The 20,299-nt window shown below is 51.3% G+C and carries 20 protein-coding genes; 6 read left to right on the forward strand and 14 right to left on the reverse strand.

Going from position 1 to position 20,299, the window contains the following annotated elements; all coding sequences use genetic code 11:
* The first annotated feature begins 59 nt into the window (after positions 1–59).
* Complete coding sequence (locus tag BMF08_RS01130) at positions 60–986, forward strand: LysR family transcriptional regulator (RefSeq protein WP_072569905.1); 927 nt, start codon at positions 60–62, stop codon at positions 984–986.
* Here the strand turns inward: BMF08_RS01130 and BMF08_RS01135 are convergent.
* Positions 983–1,675, reverse strand: a complete 693-nt coding sequence (locus tag BMF08_RS01135) for an aspartate/glutamate racemase (protein WP_072569904.1) — start codon at positions 1,673–1,675, stop codon at positions 983–985. The genes BMF08_RS01130 and BMF08_RS01135 overlap by 4 nt on opposite strands.
* Before the next feature lie 147 nt (positions 1,676–1,822).
* Here BMF08_RS01135 and BMF08_RS01140 point away from each other — a divergent pair, with 147 nt between their 5' ends.
* From BMF08_RS01140 to BMF08_RS01160, 5 genes are all read left to right on the forward strand, one after another.
* A complete protein-coding gene (locus tag BMF08_RS01140) occupies positions 1,823–2,149 on the forward strand; it encodes a cupin domain-containing protein (RefSeq protein ID WP_072569903.1) in 327 nt (108 codons plus the stop codon).
* A gap of 442 nt (positions 2,150–2,591) precedes the next feature.
* Positions 2,592–3,482, forward strand: coding sequence for a carbohydrate ABC transporter permease (locus tag BMF08_RS01145; protein WP_072569902.1), 891 nt, complete (start codon positions 2,592–2,594; stop codon positions 3,480–3,482).
* The gene (locus tag BMF08_RS01150; protein ID WP_072569901.1) at positions 3,475–4,377 is read left to right on the forward strand and encodes a carbohydrate ABC transporter permease; all 903 of its coding nucleotides are present in this window, start codon (positions 3,475–3,477) and stop codon (positions 4,375–4,377) included. Before BMF08_RS01145 ends, BMF08_RS01150 begins: the two co-directional genes overlap by 8 nt.
* A gap of 12 nt (positions 4,378–4,389) precedes the next feature.
* A complete protein-coding gene (locus BMF08_RS01155; protein WP_072569900.1) occupies positions 4,390–5,517 on the forward strand; it encodes an ABC transporter ATP-binding protein in 1,128 nt (375 codons plus the stop codon).
* A gap of 14 nt (positions 5,518–5,531) precedes the next feature.
* Entirely contained in the window at positions 5,532–6,821 is a 1,290-nt protein-coding gene (locus BMF08_RS01160) for an ABC transporter substrate-binding protein (protein ID WP_072569899.1), read from the forward strand.
* 51 nt (positions 6,822–6,872) lie between these two features.
* Here the strand turns inward: BMF08_RS01160 and BMF08_RS01165 are convergent, their stop codons facing one another.
* The 13 genes from BMF08_RS01165 to kduD all read right to left on the reverse strand — a co-directional run bounded on the left by BMF08_RS01165 (position 6,873) and on the right by kduD (position 20,242).
* Positions 6,873–8,039, reverse strand: coding sequence for a hypothetical protein (locus BMF08_RS01165; protein WP_072569898.1), 1,167 nt, complete (start codon positions 8,037–8,039; stop codon positions 6,873–6,875).
* A 14-nt stretch (positions 8,040–8,053) separates the two neighbouring features.
* A complete protein-coding gene (locus tag BMF08_RS01170) occupies positions 8,054–8,824 on the reverse strand; it encodes a M23 family metallopeptidase (protein ID WP_234007203.1) in 771 nt (256 codons plus the stop codon).
* Positions 8,825–8,827: 3 nt separating this feature from the next.
* On the reverse strand, positions 8,828–9,625 hold the full coding sequence (locus BMF08_RS01175; RefSeq protein ID WP_072569897.1) for a prepilin peptidase: 798 nt from the start codon (positions 9,623–9,625) through the stop codon (positions 8,828–8,830).
* Between the two features lie 23 nt (positions 9,626–9,648).
* The gene (locus tag BMF08_RS01180; protein WP_072569896.1) at positions 9,649–10,686 is read right to left on the reverse strand and encodes a type II secretion system F family protein; all 1,038 of its coding nucleotides are present in this window, start codon (positions 10,684–10,686) and stop codon (positions 9,649–9,651) included.
* Positions 10,670–12,007, reverse strand: a complete 1,338-nt coding sequence (locus BMF08_RS01185) for an ATPase, T2SS/T4P/T4SS family (RefSeq protein ID WP_412176406.1) — start codon at positions 12,005–12,007, stop codon at positions 10,670–10,672. Before BMF08_RS01185 ends, BMF08_RS01180 begins: the two co-directional genes overlap by 17 nt.
* Positions 12,008–12,195: 188 nt before the next feature.
* Positions 12,196–12,732: a hypothetical protein gene (locus BMF08_RS01190; RefSeq protein ID WP_072569894.1), complete on the reverse strand. Its 537-nt coding sequence runs from the start codon at positions 12,730–12,732 to the stop codon at positions 12,196–12,198.
* Positions 12,714–13,568, reverse strand: coding sequence for a hypothetical protein (locus BMF08_RS01195; RefSeq protein ID WP_072569893.1), 855 nt, complete (start codon positions 13,566–13,568; stop codon positions 12,714–12,716). Before BMF08_RS01195 ends, BMF08_RS01190 begins: the two co-directional genes overlap by 19 nt.
* A gap of 4 nt (positions 13,569–13,572) precedes the next feature.
* Complete coding sequence (locus BMF08_RS01200; protein WP_234007204.1) at positions 13,573–14,169, reverse strand: hypothetical protein; 597 nt, start codon at positions 14,167–14,169, stop codon at positions 13,573–13,575.
* A complete protein-coding gene (locus BMF08_RS01205; RefSeq protein WP_072569891.1) occupies positions 14,126–15,565 on the reverse strand; it encodes a type II and III secretion system protein in 1,440 nt (479 codons plus the stop codon). The genes BMF08_RS01200 and BMF08_RS01205 overlap by 44 nt, the downstream gene beginning before the upstream one ends.
* 21 nt (positions 15,566–15,586) lie before the next feature.
* The gene (locus tag BMF08_RS01210; protein ID WP_234007205.1) at positions 15,587–16,108 is read right to left on the reverse strand and encodes a TcpQ domain-containing protein; all 522 of its coding nucleotides are present in this window, start codon (positions 16,106–16,108) and stop codon (positions 15,587–15,589) included.
* Complete coding sequence (locus BMF08_RS01215; protein ID WP_072569889.1) at positions 16,068–18,251, reverse strand: type II secretion system protein; 2,184 nt, start codon at positions 18,249–18,251, stop codon at positions 16,068–16,070. The genes BMF08_RS01210 and BMF08_RS01215 overlap by 41 nt, the downstream gene beginning before the upstream one ends.
* 78 nt (positions 18,252–18,329) lie before the next feature.
* Positions 18,330–19,028: a type IV pilus major pilin gene (locus BMF08_RS01220; protein ID WP_072570140.1), complete on the reverse strand. Its 699-nt coding sequence runs from the start codon at positions 19,026–19,028 to the stop codon at positions 18,330–18,332.
* A 452-nt stretch (positions 19,029–19,480) separates the two neighbouring features.
* Positions 19,481–20,242 (reverse strand): 2-dehydro-3-deoxy-D-gluconate 5-dehydrogenase KduD, encoded by a 762-nt coding sequence (gene kduD, locus BMF08_RS01225; RefSeq protein ID WP_072569888.1) that lies wholly within the window; start codon positions 20,240–20,242, stop codon positions 19,481–19,483.
* Between the last annotated feature and the right edge of the window lie 57 nt (positions 20,243–20,299).

A 20,299-nucleotide genomic window follows, 5' to 3' on the forward strand; every position in this document is an offset into this window, starting at 1 on the left:
CGTTTTATCGCGAGTCTATTCATTTATGATATGGGAATATGTTGTATGAGGAACCTGTCATGCCCGCCGTTAACCTGCGCCATATCGAAATTTTTCACGCGGTGATGACCACCGGCAACCTGACGGAGGCGGCGCGGCTGTTGCAGACGTCACAGCCCACCGTCAGCCGTGAGCTGGCGCGCTTTGAAAAGGTGATCGGCCTGACGCTGTTCGAGCGCACGCGGGGCCGCCTGCATCCCACGGTGCAGGGGCTGCGGTTGTTCGAAGAAGTACAACGCTCCTGGTACGGGCTGGACCGCATCGTCAGCGCCGCCGAAAGCCTGCGGGAATTCCGCCAGGGGGAGCTGTCGGTGGTCTGCCTGCCGGTGTTCTCCCAGTCGTTTCTGCCGCTGCTGCTGCAACCCTTTCTGGCGCGCTACCCGGAGGTCAGCCTCAACGTGGTACCGCAGGAGTCGCCGCTGCTGGAGGAGTGGCTGTCCGCGCAGCGTCACGATCTGGGGCTGACGGAGACATTGAGCACGCCCGCAGGCACCGGGCGCACGCCGCTGCTGACGCTTAACGAAGTGTGCGTACTGCCGCAGGATCATCCGCTGGCGCATAAAACCGTGCTGACGCCGGAGGATTTTCAGGGGGAAAACTACATCAGCCTGTCGCGTACCGACAGCTATCGCCAGTTGCTGGACGCGCTTTTCGCGGAGCATCAGGTGAAGCGGCGGATGGTAGTGGAAACGCACAGCGCGGCGTCGGTGTGCGCCATGGTACGGGCAGGCGCGGGGGTGTCGGTGGTAAATCCGCTGACCGCGCTGGATTATGCCGCCAGCGGCGTAGTGGTCAGGCGTTTCAGCATTGACGTGCCTTTTACCGTCAGCCTGATCCGCCCGCTGCACCGCCCCGCCTCGGCGCTGGTGGAAGCCTTTGCGCGGCATCTGCAATCTTCCATGCCGCGCATCACCGAACCGCTGGATGCGGTGCTGGCGCGGCCTTAAGAGAGCATAAACTCCACCGCATCGGCGGCATGCAGCGCGGCGGTGTCAAATACCGGGATCGGGCACTGGTCAGCCGGCACCAGCAGTTCGATTTCAGTACAGCCGAATATCACCCCCTGCGCCCCTTCCGCCGCCATGCGCGCGATTAGCCCAAGGAAATAGTCACGCGACGGCTCGCTGAAGGTGCCGAGGCAAAGTTCTTCAAAAATGATCTGATTGACCCGCCCGCGATCGTCCGCATCCGGCACCGTGGTTTGAATCCCAAAATTGTGCGCCAGTCGGCCACGGTAAAACTCCTGCTCCATGGTATAGCGCGTACCGAGCAGCGCCACGGATTTCAGCCCGGCGCGCTGAATTGCCCGGGCGGTGGCATCGGCGATATGTAAAAACGGCACCTGACAGCGGTCTTCAATCTGCCCCGCCACTTTATGCATGGTGTTGGTACAAAGCACGATACCCTGCGCGCCCGCGCGCTCAAGCCCCGCCGCCGCTTCCGCCAGCATCACGCCAGCCTTATGCCAGTCGCCGTTAGCCTGGCAGGCTTCGATCTCGTGAAAGTCCACGCTGTGCAACAGGAGGCTGGCGGAATGCAGCCCTCCCAGCCGTGCTTTTACCCCTTCATTAATTAAGCGGTAATACGGAATGGTGGATTCCCAGCTCATACCGCCGAGCAAGCCTATCGTTTTCATCTTTTTCCCCTTAAACGTTATCGTCAAAACAATATGTGATCGGCTTTCCACTTCACCGGCTCTGGCGTTTCTTTTTAGCTCTGGCTGATATAAATTTAATGAAACAATGTTTTACTTCATGCAATTTACTGACTACAGGACGATCCGATGTTTATTTTCCATAAAGACACTCAGCTTGACGATTTGGGCAACGGCGTCACCCGTCGTATCCTTGCGCACGACGGTAAAATGATGGCAGTAGAAGTCAATTTTGAAGAAGGCGCGGTCGGCCCGCTTCATAACCATCCTCATGAACAGCTGACCTATGTGCTCTCCGGCGAATTTGAATTTACCATCGGCGATGAAAAACATATCGTCAGCGCCGGGGATACACTTTACAAGAAACCGCACGTAATGCACGGCTGCGTCTGCCTGAAGCCCGGTACGCTGCTCGACACCTTCACGCCGGTACGGGAAGATTTCCTTAAAAGCTGATAGCCCGCCACTGTTTAAAGCGCCCTCTGCACGGAGGGCGTTTTTATTTATGCCGACGCGCTAAATACTTAGTCTGTAAATGATTTTAGCGGTGATCTATTTCTGGCTGCGCCTTGTTTTATTCATGTTCTGTATGTCATTCGCCCTGTCTATACATCAGATCTTTTTCGCAGAAATGACACACACCTCACCTTATTGAAACGTCGTTTCGACTCTGATCACATTTCCATGATTAATCGAATGACGCCGTAACAAATCACAATAAAATAAATTAAAACGATGTTTTACAAATCAAGAACGCGAGTTCAGAAGATTTTAAAACTCATTCACACCGCCCATGGAAAAGGGCAAAGATTTTGCACATTTACGCCTTCGCCTTACCGGTGCGGGCACCAGAAATCTCCGGTTCCGTTTTAAACCATTGATCGCCAGGTAGGTATGTATGAATGAAAACAGAGCACTGGGATTAGCCTGGATTTCACCTTATATCATAGGGTTGATTATCTTTACGGCCTTTCCCTTCGTTTCATCTTTTGTACTCAGCTTTACCGAGTACGATTTGATGAGCCCGCCGGTATTTAACGGCATAGAAAACTATCGCTATATGCTGACAGAAGATTCTCTCTTCTGGAAATCCATGGGCGTGACCTTTGCCTATGTATTTTTAACCATCCCCCTCAAGCTGGCCTTCGCGCTGGGTATTGCGTTTGTACTGAACTTTAAACTGCGCGGCATCGGTTTTTTCCGTACCGCTTATTATATTCCATCGATCCTCGGCAGCTCTGTGGCAATTGCCGTGCTGTGGCGCGCGCTCTTTGCCATTGATGGTCTGCTAAACAGCTTTATCGGCGTGTTTGGTCTGGATCCCATTAACTGGCTGGGCGAACCGTCGCTGGCGCTGATGTCCGTGACCCTGTTGCGCGTCTGGCAGTTTGGCTCGGCAATGGTGATTTTCCTCGCCGCACTGCAAAACGTTCCGCAATCACAGTATGAAGCGGCAATGATCGACGGCGCATCCAAATGGCAGATGTTCATGAAAGTGACGGTGCCGCTGATCACGCCGGTCATTTTCTTCAACTTCATTATGCAGACCACGCAGGCCTTCCAGGAATTTACCGGGCCATACGTGATCACCGGCGGCGGGCCGACCTACTCCACCTACCTGTTCTCGCTCTATATCTACGACACCGCCTTCAAGTACTTTGATATGGGCTATGGCGCAGCGCTGGCGTGGGTACTGTTCCTGGTCGTGGCACTCTTCGCCTCTGTCGCCTTTAAATCTTCAAAATACTGGGTGTTCTACTCCGCCGATAAGGGAGGCAAAAATGGCTGACGTACAACAAATTACGCCTGCAATGACAGACGCAGAGCGCGAAGTGGCGCAGACGCAGCGTAAAGAGAAGATCAGCGCCGCGATCCGCTACGTGATCCTGCTGTTTGTTGGCCTGTTGATGCTCTATCCGCTGGCGTGGATGTTCTCAGCGTCGTTCAAACCGAACCACGAGATCTTCACCACGCTCGGACTGTGGCCTGCCCACCCGACCAGCGACGGCTTTGTGAACGGCTGGAAAACCGGCACGGAATACACCTTCGGCCATTACATGTGGAACACGTTCAAATATGTGATCCCGAAAGTGCTGCTGACCATCATCTCGTCAACCATTGTGGCCTACGGTTTTGCGCGCTTTGAAATTCCATGGAAGAAGTTCTGGTTCGCGACGCTTATCGCCACCATGTTGCTGCCAAGCACCGTGCTGCTGATCCCGCAGTACCTGATGTTCCGTGAAATGGGCATGCTGAACAGCTATCTGCCGCTGTATCTGCCGACCGCGTTCGCCACGCAAGGGTTCTTCGTCTTCATGCTGATCCAGTTCCTGCGCGGCGTGCCGCGCGACATGGAAGAAGCGGCGCAGATCGATGGCTGTAACTCGGCGCAGGTACTGTGGTACGTGGTGGTGCCGATCCTGAAACCGGCGATTATCTCCGTGGCGCTGTTCCAGTTCATGTGGTCAATGAACGACTTTATCGGGCCGCTGATCTACGTCTACAGCGTGGACAAATATCCGATCGCCCTGGCGCTGAAAATGTCCATCGACGTCACTGAAGGCGCGCCGTGGAACGAAATTCTGGCAATGGCGAGTATCTCCATTCTGCCGTCCATCATTGTGTTCTTCCTGGCTCAGCGCTACTTCGTGCAGGGCGTTACCAGCAGCGGAATTAAAGGTTAAGAGGGAAATATCATGGCTGAAGTTATTTTCAACAAACTGGAAAAAGTGTACTCCAACGGCTTCAAAGCGGTACATGGTATCGACCTGAAAATCGCTGACGGGGAGTTTATGGTGATCGTCGGGCCATCCGGCTGCGCCAAGTCCACCACCCTGCGTATGCTGGCGGGCCTGGAAACCATCAGCGGCGGCGAAGTGCGTATTGGCGAGCGCGTGGTCAACAATCTCGCGCCGAAAGCGCGTGGTATCGCCATGGTGTTCCAGAACTATGCGCTCTATCCGCATATGACGGTGCGCGAGAACCTGGCCTTTGGCCTGAAGCTGAGCAAAATCCCGAAAGATCAGATTGATAAACAGGTGGATGAAGCGGCAAAAATCCTTGAGCTGGAGGAGCTGCTGGACAGACTGCCGCGTCAGCTTTCCGGCGGTCAGGCGCAGCGTGTGGCGGTAGGCCGCGCGATTGTGAAAAAGCCGGACGTTTTCCTGTTTGACGAACCGCTTTCCAACCTCGACGCCAAGCTGCGCGCCTCGATGCGCATCCGTATTTCGGATCTGCACAAACAGCTGAAACAGTCCGGCAAACCGGCCACCACGGTCTACGTGACGCACGATCAAACCGAAGCGATGACCATGGGCGACCGCATCTGCGTGATGAAGCTCGGTCACATCATGCAGGTGGATACGCCGGATAACCTCTACCACTTCCCGAAAAACATGTTCGTGGCGGGCTTTATCGGCGCGCCAGAGATGAACATCAAACCGGGAAAAATCGTCAGAAAAGGTGAAGATCTGCACATCACCGTTGGCGACGAAACGCTGCCCCTGAACGCGAAACAGCGCGAAAAAGTGGCCAATTATCAGGATCAGGACGTCTTCTTTGGCGTGCGCCCGGAATTTGTCTCCGTCTCCGACGAGCCTTTTGCCGAAGGTTACGGTTCAGGGGATCTGGTGCGCGTGGAAAACATGGGTCATGAATTCTTTGTTTACCTGCGCGTTGGTAACTATGAACTGACCGCCCGCATTCCTTCTGATGTAGCCAAACCGATGATAGCGAAAGGTTTACATCGTAAGGTGTACTTCAAGTTTGACATGGATAAGTGTCATATTTTTGACGCGAAAACCGAACAGAACATCTCTCTCTAAACTGGAGCATAAAAATGAAAAAAGTGCTTTTAAGCGCAGCGATCTCCGCCACTCTGGGACTCTGTGCCTTACCTTCTTACGCCGCGGACAATGTGGATCTGCGTATGTCCTGGTGGGGCGGCAATGGTCGCCACCAGGTCACCCTGAAAGCGATTGAAGAGTTTCACAAGCTGCACCCGAACATCAATGTGAAATCTGAGTACACCGGCTGGGATGGTCACCTCTCCCGCCTGACCACCCAGATCGCCGGCGGCACCGAGCCTGACGTGATGCAGACTAACTGGAACTGGCTGCCGATTTTTTCCAAAACCGGTGACGGCTTCTACGATCTGAACCAGGTGAAAGACGTTATTGACTTAAGCCAGTTCGATCCGAAAGAGCTGAAAAGCACCACCGTTAACGGCAAGCTGAATGGCATTCCGATCTCCGTCACGGCGCGCGTCTTCTATTTCAACGATGAGACCTGGAAAAAAGCGGGTGTCGCCTACCCGAAAACCTGGGACGAGCTGAAAGCCGCGGGCAAAACCTTTGAAAGCAAGCTGGGTAAACAGTATTACCCGGTGGTGCTTGAGCACCAGGATACGCTGGCGCTGCTGAACTCGTACATGATCCAGAAATACAACATTCCGGCGGTAGACGAGAAAACCAAAAAATTCGCCTACAGCAAAGAGCAGTGGGTGGAGTTCTTCCAGACCTATAAGAACCTGGTCGACAGCCACGTGATGCCGGACACCAAGTACTATGCGTCCTTCGGGAAGAGCAACATGTATGAGATGAAACCCTGGATCGAAGGGGAATGGGGCGGCACCTATATGTGGAACTCCACCATCACCAAATACTCCGACAACCTGAAGCCACCGGCGAAGCTGGAACTGGGCAGCTATCCGATGCTGGACGGCGCCACCGACGCAGGCCTGTTCTTTAAACCGGCGCAAATGCTCTCTATCGGTAAATCCACTAAGCATCCGAAAGAAGCAGCCGAGCTGATTAACTTCCTGCTGAACAGCAAAGAAGGCGCGGAAACCCTCGGTCTGGAGCGCGGTGTACCGCTGAGTAAAGCGGCGGTGGAAACCCTGACCGCCAGCGGCGCGATTAAAGAAGAAGATCCGGCGGTTGCGGGTCTGCGCCTGGCGCAGTCTCTGCCATCGAAACTGACGGTATCGCCATACTTTGACGATCCGCAGATCGTGGCACAGTTCGGGACCGCATTGCAGTATATCGACTACGGCCAGAAAAGCGTGGAAGAAACCGCCGCTGACTTCCAGCGTCAGGCAGAACGTATTCTGAAACGCGCGATGCGTTAATCGCTCTTACCGGGAAAGAAAAAGGGCAGCGTCTGACGCTGCCTTTTTTTATTACTTACGAGGAGGGAAAGTACACTGGCTGCGTTCTTCCATGCAATGCCAGGTAAAACTCCTGGGTTCGAGGGTAAATATGACGCCACTTCCAAAAGGTTGTTCCCATTTGGGGATCTTATGTGGATTTGTATACTCCAGGCTAAGAATCAATGTATCCAGATTAGAGAAATCGTAAGTACAGGGAGAAGTGCTTAACTGACCACAGGCTGCCGTTCTTTCGTCATTCTGGTAGAAATGGCTGTCCTGTGCGTTGTAATAGCCCCTTATTTCGCCTTCGCCGCCCTGCGTATATCCGGACACACCAAATGCTGAAAATTCGCCCCCTGCCGGACTACGATCGCCCCTCAGTAAATTCATTCTTCCCGGATTACCCGGCTCGCCTGTGGGGGTAAATTTCAGCGCCTCTATGGGCAGAATATAAAACGACTGATTGGCGCCCCCCGTATTGGTATTGTATTCAAAGCCAATAACTTCAATCACAAGGAATTCCAGCTTATACGAAGGGATATAAATATCTTTTGCGAAAGTGGTACTTGAGCCGCTTTTTGCACCGATACAAAACTCGCCCATGCGGTTACAGATTCCGCTATTAAATGACACCGCAAACGAGGTTAATGCAACATCCAAATCTTCACCCTGCGGGGGACTCACCACAGCGTCAGCCGAACAGGTGGCCGGGACCACGCCTGTGATTTCATAAGTTTTGAAACGATGATTGTAAAACCGGGTAGAACTATTGCCGGGCGTAGGAGGGCAGCCGTTATCAAAATCCCAATCCATGTTCACGCCTTCCCAGACCAGCCACTCGATATTTTCGTGGTTACCTTCATACTCATGCCTATTATGAGCGACATAATAAGTATCAGAAAAATTCTTGCCAGCCCGCGGTAAATTGGGCTGTAGCGATGAATAAACGCTCCTTCCCTGTAGCTGATTTTTATCCTTTGTTTTCCAGTAAACATTAACGCCCAGCACCTGATTACCGCCGGAATCATTAGGCATTCTTCCAACCATCTGGATTTTGAGCGTGATAAAATGGTCTTTAGGCTCGGGCGTACGCTTCTGAAAACTAAAACGACCAGCATTGGGTTCATCGGCCGCCATCGCGCTGCTACTTAATATGATGGCGGTAAGCAGGCCAACGACGATTCCTGTCTTTTTCATAAATAACTCCTTCATCAGGCCGCGGAAACAACCTGATATTTGCCATTGTGCTGTTGAACGACCCGATACGCGCCGAACACCTTACTGCCGGGCGTGACGGTGCGGGTTTTATGGTTAAAGCGGACGGTAACGCGCGTCCCGCCCTCCCCCTGCGAAATCATTACCACTCGCGGCGATGCCGGGACGGTTGCGGAAGGCATTTCGTGCCGCATGCGGCTTGCCAGCAGCATCGGGCTGCCGCTGAGCAGCGGCGCTGGATCAAGCGCGACGCCTTTATAGCCAATCTCCAGATGCAGATGCGGCCCGGTGGATAACCCGGTGTTACCGGAGGTGGCAATGGTTTCCCCGGCAGACAAGCGATCGCCTTTACGCACAGTCACCGTATTGAGATGTAAATAGCGGCTGTACCAGCCGTCATTGTGCCGCACGGTGAGATAGTTCCCGGCGCGGCGATCGTGCCCACGCTCCACCACCACGCCATCCGCCACCGACATCACCGGGCTGCCGATCGGCACCGGCAGATCCATCCCTTTATGTTCGATATAACGCCCCAGAATCGGGTGGCGGCGCAGGCCAAAAGCGGAGCTGACTGCCACCTTTTTCTCTATGGGGTGCACAAAGCGCACCTCATCGGTGATTATGCTACTGGAAGGCGCTGCCGTATCGGACTGCGGCAGCGCCTGCTGTAACAAAGGCGTGAAAGCAGTGGTGGCCTGCTGCTGATCGCAGCTGCCGATGGATAACGGCGCGATGCTGAGCCACAGGCTCCAGATCAAACAGGGCACTGGCTACCTCCCGATAATGACGAGCGTAAAGGCGGTAAGCGCAATCGCCGGGCCAAAAGGAATGTAGACAGGTCGTTTATCGCCGTCGCCACGGGTAACGAAATAGATCGCCGCATAACAGAGCAGGCCCAGCAGCGCCGAGTAGAGCAACAGCTCAGGCAGCCGCTGCCAGCCAAGCCAGGCGCCCGCCGCCGCGAAAAGCTTCACATCGCCGTTGCCAAGGCCCTCGTATTTGCAGAAGGCGCACCACAACTTCATCACGCACCACAGCAGCAGCCACGCCAGCACCACGCCATAGACGGCGTCTTTGGGGCGAATAAAGGAATAGCCCGCCACGCTGAGCAGCAGTCCGCCCCACAGCACGCTAAACACCAGCGCATCCGGCAGGAGCAGGTGTTTAAAATCAATCACCGCAGCGGTATAGAGCAGCAGAAACAGCAGCGCCCAGGCCAGCAGGATCACAGGCGAGAGTGGCGCGCCAAAGAAGGCCAGCGCCCCCCACACCAGCCCCATCGCCAGTTCGGAAAGCGGATAAATCGCCGGGATGGCAGCGGCGCAGCGTCGACATTTTCCGCGCAGCAGCAGCCAACTCAGGACGGGAATATTATCCCGGGGTTTAATATCGCTTTTACACGACGGGCAGTGGGACGGCGGCCACCAGAGATTAACCCCGGCGTCATCGCCATTCTCGTGGATGCCCATCATTAGCGGCAGACGGTAAATAATGACGTTCGCCAGACTGCCAAACAACAGCCCCAGCAGTAAAAAGAGCCCCGGCAGCCAGGGCAGCAACAGTTCCATGTCTTTTCGTTCCTTTTTCCTGCTTAAAACGAACCGCTGGCACCCATCGCAGCCAGTTTGTCACTCAGCGCAAAGAGCGCGGCAAAGACCCAAATTACGCAACCGCCCAGCACCAGCGTAGAAAGTGATTTCAGCAAGCCTGAAAGTTTCCCGATATAGACACGAATACTTTCGCGGGACTTATCTGACACCGCCATCAGCACTTCATTAAAAGAAGGCAGCGCGGCGTACAGGCTGATATTCAGCAAAGCTTCGGCGTTAAGCAGGCCAGAATTCAGCGCTTCGCCGTAGCTCATGCCCTTAGCCATTTTTTCCTGCATATCATTCAGGTGCCAGCGCAGCCAGCGGTTAGCGTTCAGACCGATAATACTTAACGCATCATGCAGCGGAATTTTATTGCGCAGCATCAGCGCCAGGTTGTTAAGAAATATCGAGGCGGAAAGCTGCTTATAGGTCGAAAACGGAATAATACGATCGAGATATTTATTACGCAGCGGACCGGCTACTTTGGACATCGCGATATTAATGACGATCACGGTCGCGATAAATCCACACAGAATATAGATCCACAGACCATTACATAACGCCATACCAAAGGTGTACAGCGCCTGGGTGACGCCGGGCCATTTAGAAACCGGCACCACGCTTTCAAAGGCCGGGAAAACTTTGGCGGCGTAACCGGCAATCACAATCAGCGACAGCACCAGCATAATGAGCGGAAACGTCACCGCGCCGACGATTTTCTGTTTGAGCTCGCTGTTGTATTTAATGACGTTAACCAGCGTCTTAAAACCATCTGCCAGACTGCTGCTGCGTTCTGCTGCGTTAATCACGCTCAGTTCCGAATCCGGCACAAAACCTTCAAATACCATGGAAATCGAGGTGGTGTTCGCCATCTTTGTGGTGAGCGCTTCCAGTCGCTTTGCAAAGCCATTTCCAAGTAACTGCTTGCCCTCTGCGCGCAGTTTTTGTAACGCATCATAAAGCGGCAGCTCCGCTTCTATCATGTCGGCACAAAACTGGTAGAGGTAAATACGTTGCTTCTTACCGAATTTTTTCAACTATAACCTCCAGTTCTTCCTGAGCAACTCCGCCAAATTCCATTTGAAACCATGTGGCGCAGACCCGTCCGGTCAGCACCGCCGCCATGGTTTTTTCTTTAATCTCAAATCCTTCACTGAGGCTGGTGGTTTTAAAACGCTTGGCACGCCAGATGGTGTACACCTTGAGCCATTTTTGTTCGGCAATGGCTTCCAGTTCGTCGTACACCGGCAGCAGGTACTCCATCACCAGTTGCCGCCCGCTGATACCGGTATGCTTACAGGCCGGGCATCCCGCCGCATTCTTTTCAAACAGCGGGAATTCGCGTCCGGAAATAACGTCGGTACGCAGGGGCACCTTGCAGTGCGGGCACAGTAGCGGGATCAGTTTCTGGCATTGCAGCCCCGCGATAAAACCCGGCGTCGAGAGTTTATCGCTGGTGATCCCCAGCGCTGAAAGACGCTGCAACAGCGACACAATGTTCCCGGCGTGTACCGTGGTAAAACAGTAGTGACCGCTCTCTACCGCACCGGCCAGCGCGTTTGATGAAATACTGTCGCGGATCTCCCCCACCATCAGCACATCCGGATCGCGACGTAATGAAGATTTAATTGCCGAGTGAAAACCGCCAGACTCGCCGCTTAATACCGAACTCTGTTTCGCGCCGTAGATCTGGTATTCCACCGGATCTTCAACGGTGAGGAAACAACCGCGATTGTCATAACGGTGGATTTGCATCCATTCCATCAGGTTTTTCAGCGTCGTCGATTTACCGGAACCGGTTGTCCCGGCAATGATATAAGCGCCGTACGGATTGCTGAGAATGCGTTTAAGATCGACGATCTCTTCATCCGAGACGCCCAGCTTATCCAGACTGGCGACGCTGGCTTTATCCAGGCCCGACGGAATAATACGCAACACAGCGTGATAGCAGTCGCTGGTTTCACCAAATACCGGATAATGCGCATAACGGAAGCGGTAGCTTTTACCATCCAGCGAATAGAGAATATTCGCATTCTGGGCAATATTGCGGTTCCAGGTCGTGTCACGCGTACTGGCCTCAACGTTATAAAGCACGAAGACCAGTTCGTCGCAGCGTGACGCTTTCATCTGGATAAATGGACAGAGAACGCCGTTAATTCGCAGTTCAATATCCGCCACCATATCGTTACGCGTGATATGCAGATCGCTCGCCTTTAGTGCTACGGCTTTTTTCAGTAACTCTTCCAGCGCGCGCTGCGTATTACTGGACTCCTGCTCCAGCAGCTTGTTTTCTGTGGAGAGGAGCTGCTCAACAATCTGGTAATAATTGCGTTCCGTAACCTGGGCAATGCCCTTAATCTGCAAATTATGCGTCACCAGCAGGCGGTGAAATACCGCCTGCATTGGAGCAAGATTATCAATAAGTGGTGTCGATACCAGCAACCAGGCTTCATCCGCATGTTCAGCAACCAGCATATCGCCGTCATACTCTTTAAATTGCCACTCCTGAGAATGAATATTCTCCTCGGTAAACTGGATATAATCTATCACTGACTAATAACCTCAACCGTGACTTCATCGCCCTGACGATGATGAGCAATATATTCATAACCGCCGTAACTAAAGCGTTTATTCAGTGGCACCATTTTTACCCCGCCGCCTTCACCTGAAATTGCGACGCGTTTTTGCCCGGCAATTTCAGAGATCAGTAGCGCCCGTAAGGCAGGCGCAGCCGCACCGGCTTCGGCGGGTTCATCGTTAAAATCAGTTTCCGCTGCGGTAAGAGGCGTTGCAGGCACCGGAACAGAGGCGGCGTTGCCGCCGCGAAGTTTACGCAGTTCGCTACGCAGTTTTTCCAGCGCGAGCTGGTTATTCAGTTCCCGATACTGCGTTTCGAAGCTGAAATCCTTCTCCATCAACTGGACGACATGATTTTGCATCGGCGAAGCCGCGCTTTCGGCTGTTGCCGCAGCTTGCCCTTCTACAATCTGCTCAGCAGGTTTTACTTCCGCCGTCTCTGCCGCATAGATCGCAGGCGACAGCGTCAACATCAACCCCGCAATAATTAATTTCCCTTTTTGCATGCCAGTCCTCCGGTAACAAGCGTTGATTTTTCTTTGAACTCTATAGATTTAATAATGAATGCATCGGCAAATAGCTGTTTTTGTAACAATAGCGATACTTTCGTCATCGCCATTTCAGACGGTATGGTGATCGTCCAGTTAGCGAATAGCATGCCAAATGACATCACCGCATTTTTCAGCGCGGATTCATCATTTGCCACCGAAGACGCCGGAAAACCTTTCAGAGCGATTTCGTTATAGCTGCCGCCAAGGGAATTCCAGGTACTCAGGTAGCTTAAAACATCAGTACATACCGGCAGATCCACTGGCTTTTTATTTTTCCAGTCGTTTAACCACGGGTGATTATTCAGACCAGAAGGTATGCCCGTATAATCCAGACTGTTTTGCGAGAAGCTCGGTGAATAACTCTCTCCCCCCACCTGAATATCGGTCATAGTGAATATTCTTCCGGCGTTAAGTTGATAGCTAAGGGAACAATCCTTACTATTACAAAGCATCGCTTTAGGGCTAAAGCCCAGCATCGCCAGACGATCATTCACCATATGGAGTTGCGCTAACAGCTTATGGACATCTGTAATGCTGCCGCCGGTGAGCGAGTCCTGATAAAACTTCTCCACCGATTTTATTTTTTGCTGGCGTGCCGCTTTTTCTCTTTCAATCTGCGCCAGACGCTCCTGCTCAGGTTTCCAGACGAGGTAGTAATAGGCTCCGCCTCCCACGGCGACCAGCAGTAACAGCACGACAATAACCCAGACGAGAACAGACGTGCCCTTTCCTGACGACGAGACGTTGAGACTACGACTTTTCCAGAAATATAATTTATTGGACTCAGCCACCTGCTTATCCTCTTATAAATATTTTTAGCAGCACCATCACGGCCAAAAGTAAAACAATGCCGCCCAACGCCAGCGAGCCAATAATGACCTGACGCCTTTTTTTCATTTTCGCCTGATGTTCGTTGCAGCGTTCGATCACCGTTGAAATATGCTCTTCGGTGATTTTCCTGAGCGCGAGATCTTTATACTCAGGCGATTCAGCCAGTTGCTCTTTCAGGATCGTCCAGAACCGCCGTGACACGACAATATCGCTACCCGAGACGGGGGCACCCTGCGAAATAATCAGAAAGTAATAATTCCCCTGAGTTTCACAGTAAAAGATCCCATCCCCGTACAACGCACGCATCCACAGCGCAAACGGCTCATACAACGTAGAGAGTTTGTGACAAAATGCCGTCATTTCCTGACCGTTGTCATCGACCGTTTTCAGCTGTCGGTGCGTGCGGCGTAAATGCGCCACCCATTCCAGATAATAGGGTTCATGTGACGCCGGTTGATAATTCCAGACCAGATTGATCAGGACGTTATTCTCTGCCAAACGCTCAAGCATAAACGCCTCACCGGGTTTGTGTAGGAGCGCGATAATGATCGATACCGACAACCATCACTACCGTTTCGGTATGTTCATCGTTAGTGACCGACCCTTCCAGAATGGATATGCCGCGGCTGTCTGCATCCTCTCTGGCTTCGTATTTACTGACCAGTAATAAACTTCCCGGCGTAATGGTAGAAATATTAAAGGTTTCAGTGGTGCTGACAGCTGGTAACTGCACGTCATCGAAAACTTCAATGCCCTGCAGGTAACGCTTGGTAAAGGCGCTGGCCACCTCAATACGACCGTCCGTTAACACACGTGGTGTCAGAATAAAGCTGGTACCGGTGATGAGTTCGGATGTCTCAACCGTCATGTCCACATCGCCCGTTTCCGAGTCTTCTTCGCGAGTACGACTGGAAACATAATTTTGTGAATTGGTCATGTTGACCGGTACCGGAATATTGTTGCGCGTAATAAAAGAGCCGCTCTGCAATACCTTACTGCCGGTTAATTCATACAGCGCATCCAGCTGTGCGCTGATGTTCATATGCTGATTCGTCCAGCCTGCGGACATGCCGCCGGAAAGTTTCATCAGCATATCGGCACTTTCAATACCGAATGAGGACGTGCCGTCATTAAATTTGCCGTTAATGCCGCCGCCCAGCTCTTTCGCTTTACGCTTATCGAGGGTGAAAATTTTGTAGGTAACCACAAACTGACGCGTATTGTCGGCCTGGAATTTTTTCAGCGCCTCATTAAGGGCGTGATATTCAGACGGACGCGCCGTGATAGTCAGGATCGAAGCATCTTTAAAGATACTGTACATGCCGCTGCTGACGAATTTCTCCGCCATGTCTTCCACGTCGTCCCAGAAGCTGGACTCGAACTTGGTTTCCGCTTTGCCCTTCACGCCGCCGCTTGAGGTGGCCTCGTTGCCGGACAGATCGAGACTGGTTTCAAACTTATTCTCTTCGCCGTAGAAATCGAGCTTCAGCACATAGTTTTGGTAGTAAGAAACCACCAGCACGCCGTTGTTATCCAGCACCGGATTGACGTCATATAGCGCGGAAATATAGCGGGTAAACTCCTCAAAGGTGCCTTCAAAGTTGACGCTGCGGTATTCTGGCTCGCCCGCCTCTGCCTTTTCACCGGCTTTGGTATTAATGCGATAGCTGACGCCGGTCTGCGCCGAAACCGCCTCCAGAATGGTGGCTAAATCGGTCGCTTCATACGACTGAATTTTTACATGCTTGCGCAGCAGGGACTGTTTGCGGGAGTTAAATTCCACTTTTTTACCCAGATAGGGTTCATTATATTTCATGTAGCCGGTGGTTTTCATCTCATCCGGTGTAGTTGGATTACCCGTCTCTTTTAAAACATTATCTTTATTGTATTTCGTATCAAAAGACGTACAGCCCTGAATGGCCAGCGTCAGTGCCAGAAGCGAAACTTTAATATTCATAGCATCATTCCCTTGCGTTTATTACTGTTCATCAATGATCAGTACGTGGTTGGCCTGATAGTCTTTGATCACTAAGCCATAATTCTCAGAGGTAAAAACCTTTCCCAGCTTCACTAATACATCCTGTGTCGTCTTCCCGGAAAGGTTGATTGCTTTATAAATGACAAAATCTGTGGAACTGTTCCACAGCAGCTTATAGCCATTTTGCTGCGCCCATTTCGACAGTTGCTGGCTGAGCAATTCCTCTTCAACCAGCACCAGTTTTACTTCCGGCGCCGGTACGACAACGGGTTTGCTGACTGGCGCGGTAACGCCCACCGCTTCACTGCCGGAAAACGGGTTACGTGCTGTCGGCTGAGCAGGCTGTGGTGTTGTGACCAGCAGGCCCGCGTCGGCATTCTTTGATGCGGTTGCGGCACCCGCAAAGGCGATCTGCCCCCCTATTACGGCAGTTACCGCGGCCTTAATAATCCATGTTTTTTTCATTTTATTCTTCCAATGATTAATAGGTAATTCTTTCATGGTCAGGAAAATCGATTTCACTATCACTGTCGTTGTAGAACTTCAAATCTGTATCTTCTGCTACGACAGAGTGCAATAAAAATTTATGCGGTTCTTTGCTATCCCAGTTATATGCTGCATCAGAAGATATAATCCCACCCTGCGGGATAGTGCTGCACCACTGGGTAATAATGACCGACAATGACTGCGGGTTGATTTTATTGGTACCATTACCATCCGGATCGATAGTTGCTGCGGTCGCGCTGATTAACCAAAATGGTTTATGGTAAATATCCTTTCCGCTAAACCAAATATCAGAAATCCAGTCGTCAAAAAGACCTGTTGTTTCTTCTTTCAGAAGCGCCCTGTCAGCTTCAGTGGCATCGTCTTTATCTACTACGATATTTGCCTGAACCGCGACACCGGCTATCGCTCCTGCCGGATTGCCTTTTGCGTTCGTATTAGCTCGCACCGCGCCCTGCTGGGTATAGTCGGTATACCCACGCTCATCCATCTCTTTATTATCGTCTGCCGCTACTGATGAAATGGCGACCGACAAGCGTGGATAGAGTTTACGGGCCAGCAATGGGGCATTCGCTGATTTGCTTTCTGCGTTAGATGGCTTGCCATCCACTCGCGGGCAGGTTTGTAGTGGCAACCTGATCACACCGGGTTCTGATAATAGCGCCTTATAGTTCTTCTCGGCGTTGGTATCTATATACAGTTGATCAATATTCGTTTTCGGTCCGGCTCCTGGCGCATAATCATTTTTAAATGACTGGTAGAAGGTGACGGCTGGCGTGACCAGTTCATACTGGCCCCGGAAGGCATCCTTAAAATCTAAAGTGGTACTATCGTTGTCACTGGTATTTTTACTTCCACCAATGCCATCTTTCAGCTTATTAGCATCATCCTGGTTATAGGCGATATGCCATATCGCCGGGTGCCGCCGGGAAGTGTTTTCCATCACGATATTGGCATACAGCGTACCGGTAGTACCCTTGAGTGAACTCGGCGTTCCCGGCACTACTTCAGTATCATTTTTACTTGAAGTGGTGCGTAAATGCAGGATGCGATCGTCCGGATTCTCACCGTTTGGATTAACGCCGGTACTATTCATCGCTGCCAGGCACAGGGTGCTCTGTTTCTGTTCTTTATCCCAGCACATCGCCGGTTCATCGCTGTTTTTGCCCGCTGCATCACTGGTTTTGATCACCAGGCGATCGGAATCAATGGCGGAAATGCAGGGCCCGGCTTCACCTTTTACATCATTCCAGCACATTTTGGCGACAGGCACCGAGCCGTCAGCCGGAATATACTCGCTGCTTTTATCGAAGCTCAGGCGGATACCGTAGCGTTTATCGGTATCAAAGAGATCCATATTACTGGCAACATCACTGACCTCAATCACCTTCGAATTCTTCATAATCAGCTTAAAATCGCCGGAAGAAGTGATCTCTACGACTGCCGCCTGAATATAGCCCAGGCCCGCATTACGCAGCGCTTTTTCCAGCGGTTTAATAAAGCCGGTAAAATGCAGTCCCTCATCCTCGGCTTCTGCCTGATGCGTCAGGTAAAAATCGATGCGCTGAATACCGAGAGCGCCAGTGCTACCGCTGTTGTTAACAAAATCCACGCGCTCCAGCACCAGTTCGAAATCTTCTGCACCTGCACGCATTTCACATGGGAGCATGGTGTCTGCAAGCTTGAATTTTAATGCGCCTTTTGCGCCACTGGGACCGCGGCATTCACTGCCGAGGAAGAGGTAACGGGAACCATTAACCGTTGACACCTGGCTGACTTTTTCTGGATCCCTGGACCAGGCAGAATAAAAATTTTTTTCTTCAGTATCAGGCTGATCCTGTAGGGTCTTATTTTCTACCCGATTATTATAATTAGCCTTATCCGGGTTTTTATCATCGTACAGGGGATTGTCTTTCGTCGCAGGATTATTGCCGCTATCAAGAATATCCAGCTTGGTTTGCGCGGTGAACTTAAGCACGCCAGAAATATCGCGCACGATCATCTCAGCGATAACTTGCTGATGCGTTTGCTGTGCTTCTTTTCGTTTATAATTGGCGAGCATCATCAAGGCCACGCCAATAACGGCAAGCACAATTATCATTTCTAATAATGTGACGCCTGCATCCGCACGACCCGGTTTATTATTCTGCCTGTTCGTCATGTCATGCATCCATTCTGACAAAGATGCCCCCTGAGGATCAGAGGGCATGAAATATTAGTATTATTAATGCTTGGTTAATTAACGACTGCCGAGTACGATCGCGTTACCCGCACCGGCATCAGCATCACAGATACCTTTCGCAACAATTTCTTCAGGGTTCAGACGGTCCCCAGTAGTAGATTTCAATACGCCAGCAGTTGTAACAGGAACGCTCATATCTAATTCATCATTTTGACCACTATTTTCCCCTGCACGACCAGTAGTCGTGGCGACATAGTCCCACTGAGCACCAACTTGTGAGATAACATTGCGGCAATCTTCAGTTTCCAGGCCATTCAGGACTAAATAGAAACCCTTAAATTTTGCATCGCTTGTCCCCAGTTTAGCGTGACCAATTTCGAACGCATCATTGGAGAAACCATTAAATGCTTCGTCGGGACTGATCTTGCCCATTTTAACCAGAGATACGATGGCAGCCTTACTGCTTGATTTGGCAATATCAGCTTTGGTGATATCAATTACAGATACAAGCGCTGGATATTCCATGCTGTCTTTATACGCTTCGGTCATAGCGACACGAACTGAGTTGGTATCATCAATAACGTTTGAAATATCCTGAGACGTAAACGCACGCTGTGCCAGTACTACCACACCCGCCGCAATAATACCGATAATACCCAGTACAATGATGATTTCCAGTAAGGTCACACCCTTCTGTTTTTTGAGCTCCTGATACCGATTCGCTTTTTTCTTCCATGAATCAATTAACGTTCTCATTTCCTGGTCCTTATGTTTGAAAAAATCCTTGTTGAATTGACTGCCCCTCATGCAATAGAGGCGCGTCATTATAAGAATATTTATTTTTCGAATGCCACAGTGACATGATATCTGCAGCATGAAATAGGATAATGACACGATGGTCGGATGAGAGATAAAAATGTTGCACTTTAACAACATTATAAAAAATTAGGTTAAATACCCTTCAGAAAAGAAATATTAACCACTAAAAATCAACAAGTTAAACAAAGCAATCAGCAAATCAATATCTCATTTTTTCATTAATCATTAGCGTAATTCATATCAATTATATATTAAATGAGATGTCTCACAAAAATCATAATGCAGAAATAAAATATAAAGTTTTTTAATATTTTATTGGAAGTTACTTTATTTCAGGCATAAAAAAGCCCTGCTTCGGGCAGGGCGTAATCATTTAAGAATATGATTAATTAACGGGCCAGCCAGCCGCCGTCAACGGCCACGGTATATCCATTAATATAATCAGACGCGCTGGAGGCCAGGAACACCACCGGCCCCATCAGATCGCTCGGCAGCCCCCAACGACCCGCCGGGATACGCTCAAGAATTGCGGCGCTACGCTCTTCGTCGGCACGCAGTTGCTGGGTGTTGTTGGTCGCCATATAGCCCGGCGCAATCGCGTTAACGTTGATGTTGTGCTGCGCCCACTCGTTCGCCAGCAGACGGGTCACGCCCATCACCGCGCTTTTCGATGCGGTGTAAGACGGTACGCGGATGCCGCCCTGGAAAGAAAGCATGGAAGCGATGTTGATGATCTTGCCGCCTTTACCCTGCGCGATAAAGTGTTTCGCCGCGGCCTGAGACATAAAGAATACGCTCTTGATGTTCAGGTTCATGACGTCGTCCCAGTCTTTTTCGCTGAAGTTAATCGCATCTTCACGGCGAATAAGACCCGCGTTGTTCACCAGAATATCGATATGGCCGAATTCGGAGACCGCACGCTCCAGCAGTTCCGGAATACCGTCAATCTGACGCAGATCGGCGGTCAGGCTCAGAAAACGGCGGCCCAGCGCGGTTACGCGTTCGATGGTTTCTGTCGGCTCAACAATGTTGATGCCCACGATGTCGCAGCCCGCTTCCGCCAGGCCCAGCGCCATACCCTGACCCAGACCAGTGTCACAACCGGAGACAACGGCCACTTTACCTTGAAGAGAAAATGCATCCAGAATCATGTTTGTTCCTTAATCTTGCAGCGCCTGCACGAACAGGCAGAGTTAACTTATGCTGTC

Source organism: Enterobacter sp. SA187 (genome assembly GCF_001888805.2).
In the GTDB taxonomy this organism is placed as follows: domain Bacteria; phylum Pseudomonadota; class Gammaproteobacteria; order Enterobacterales; family Enterobacteriaceae; genus Enterobacter_D.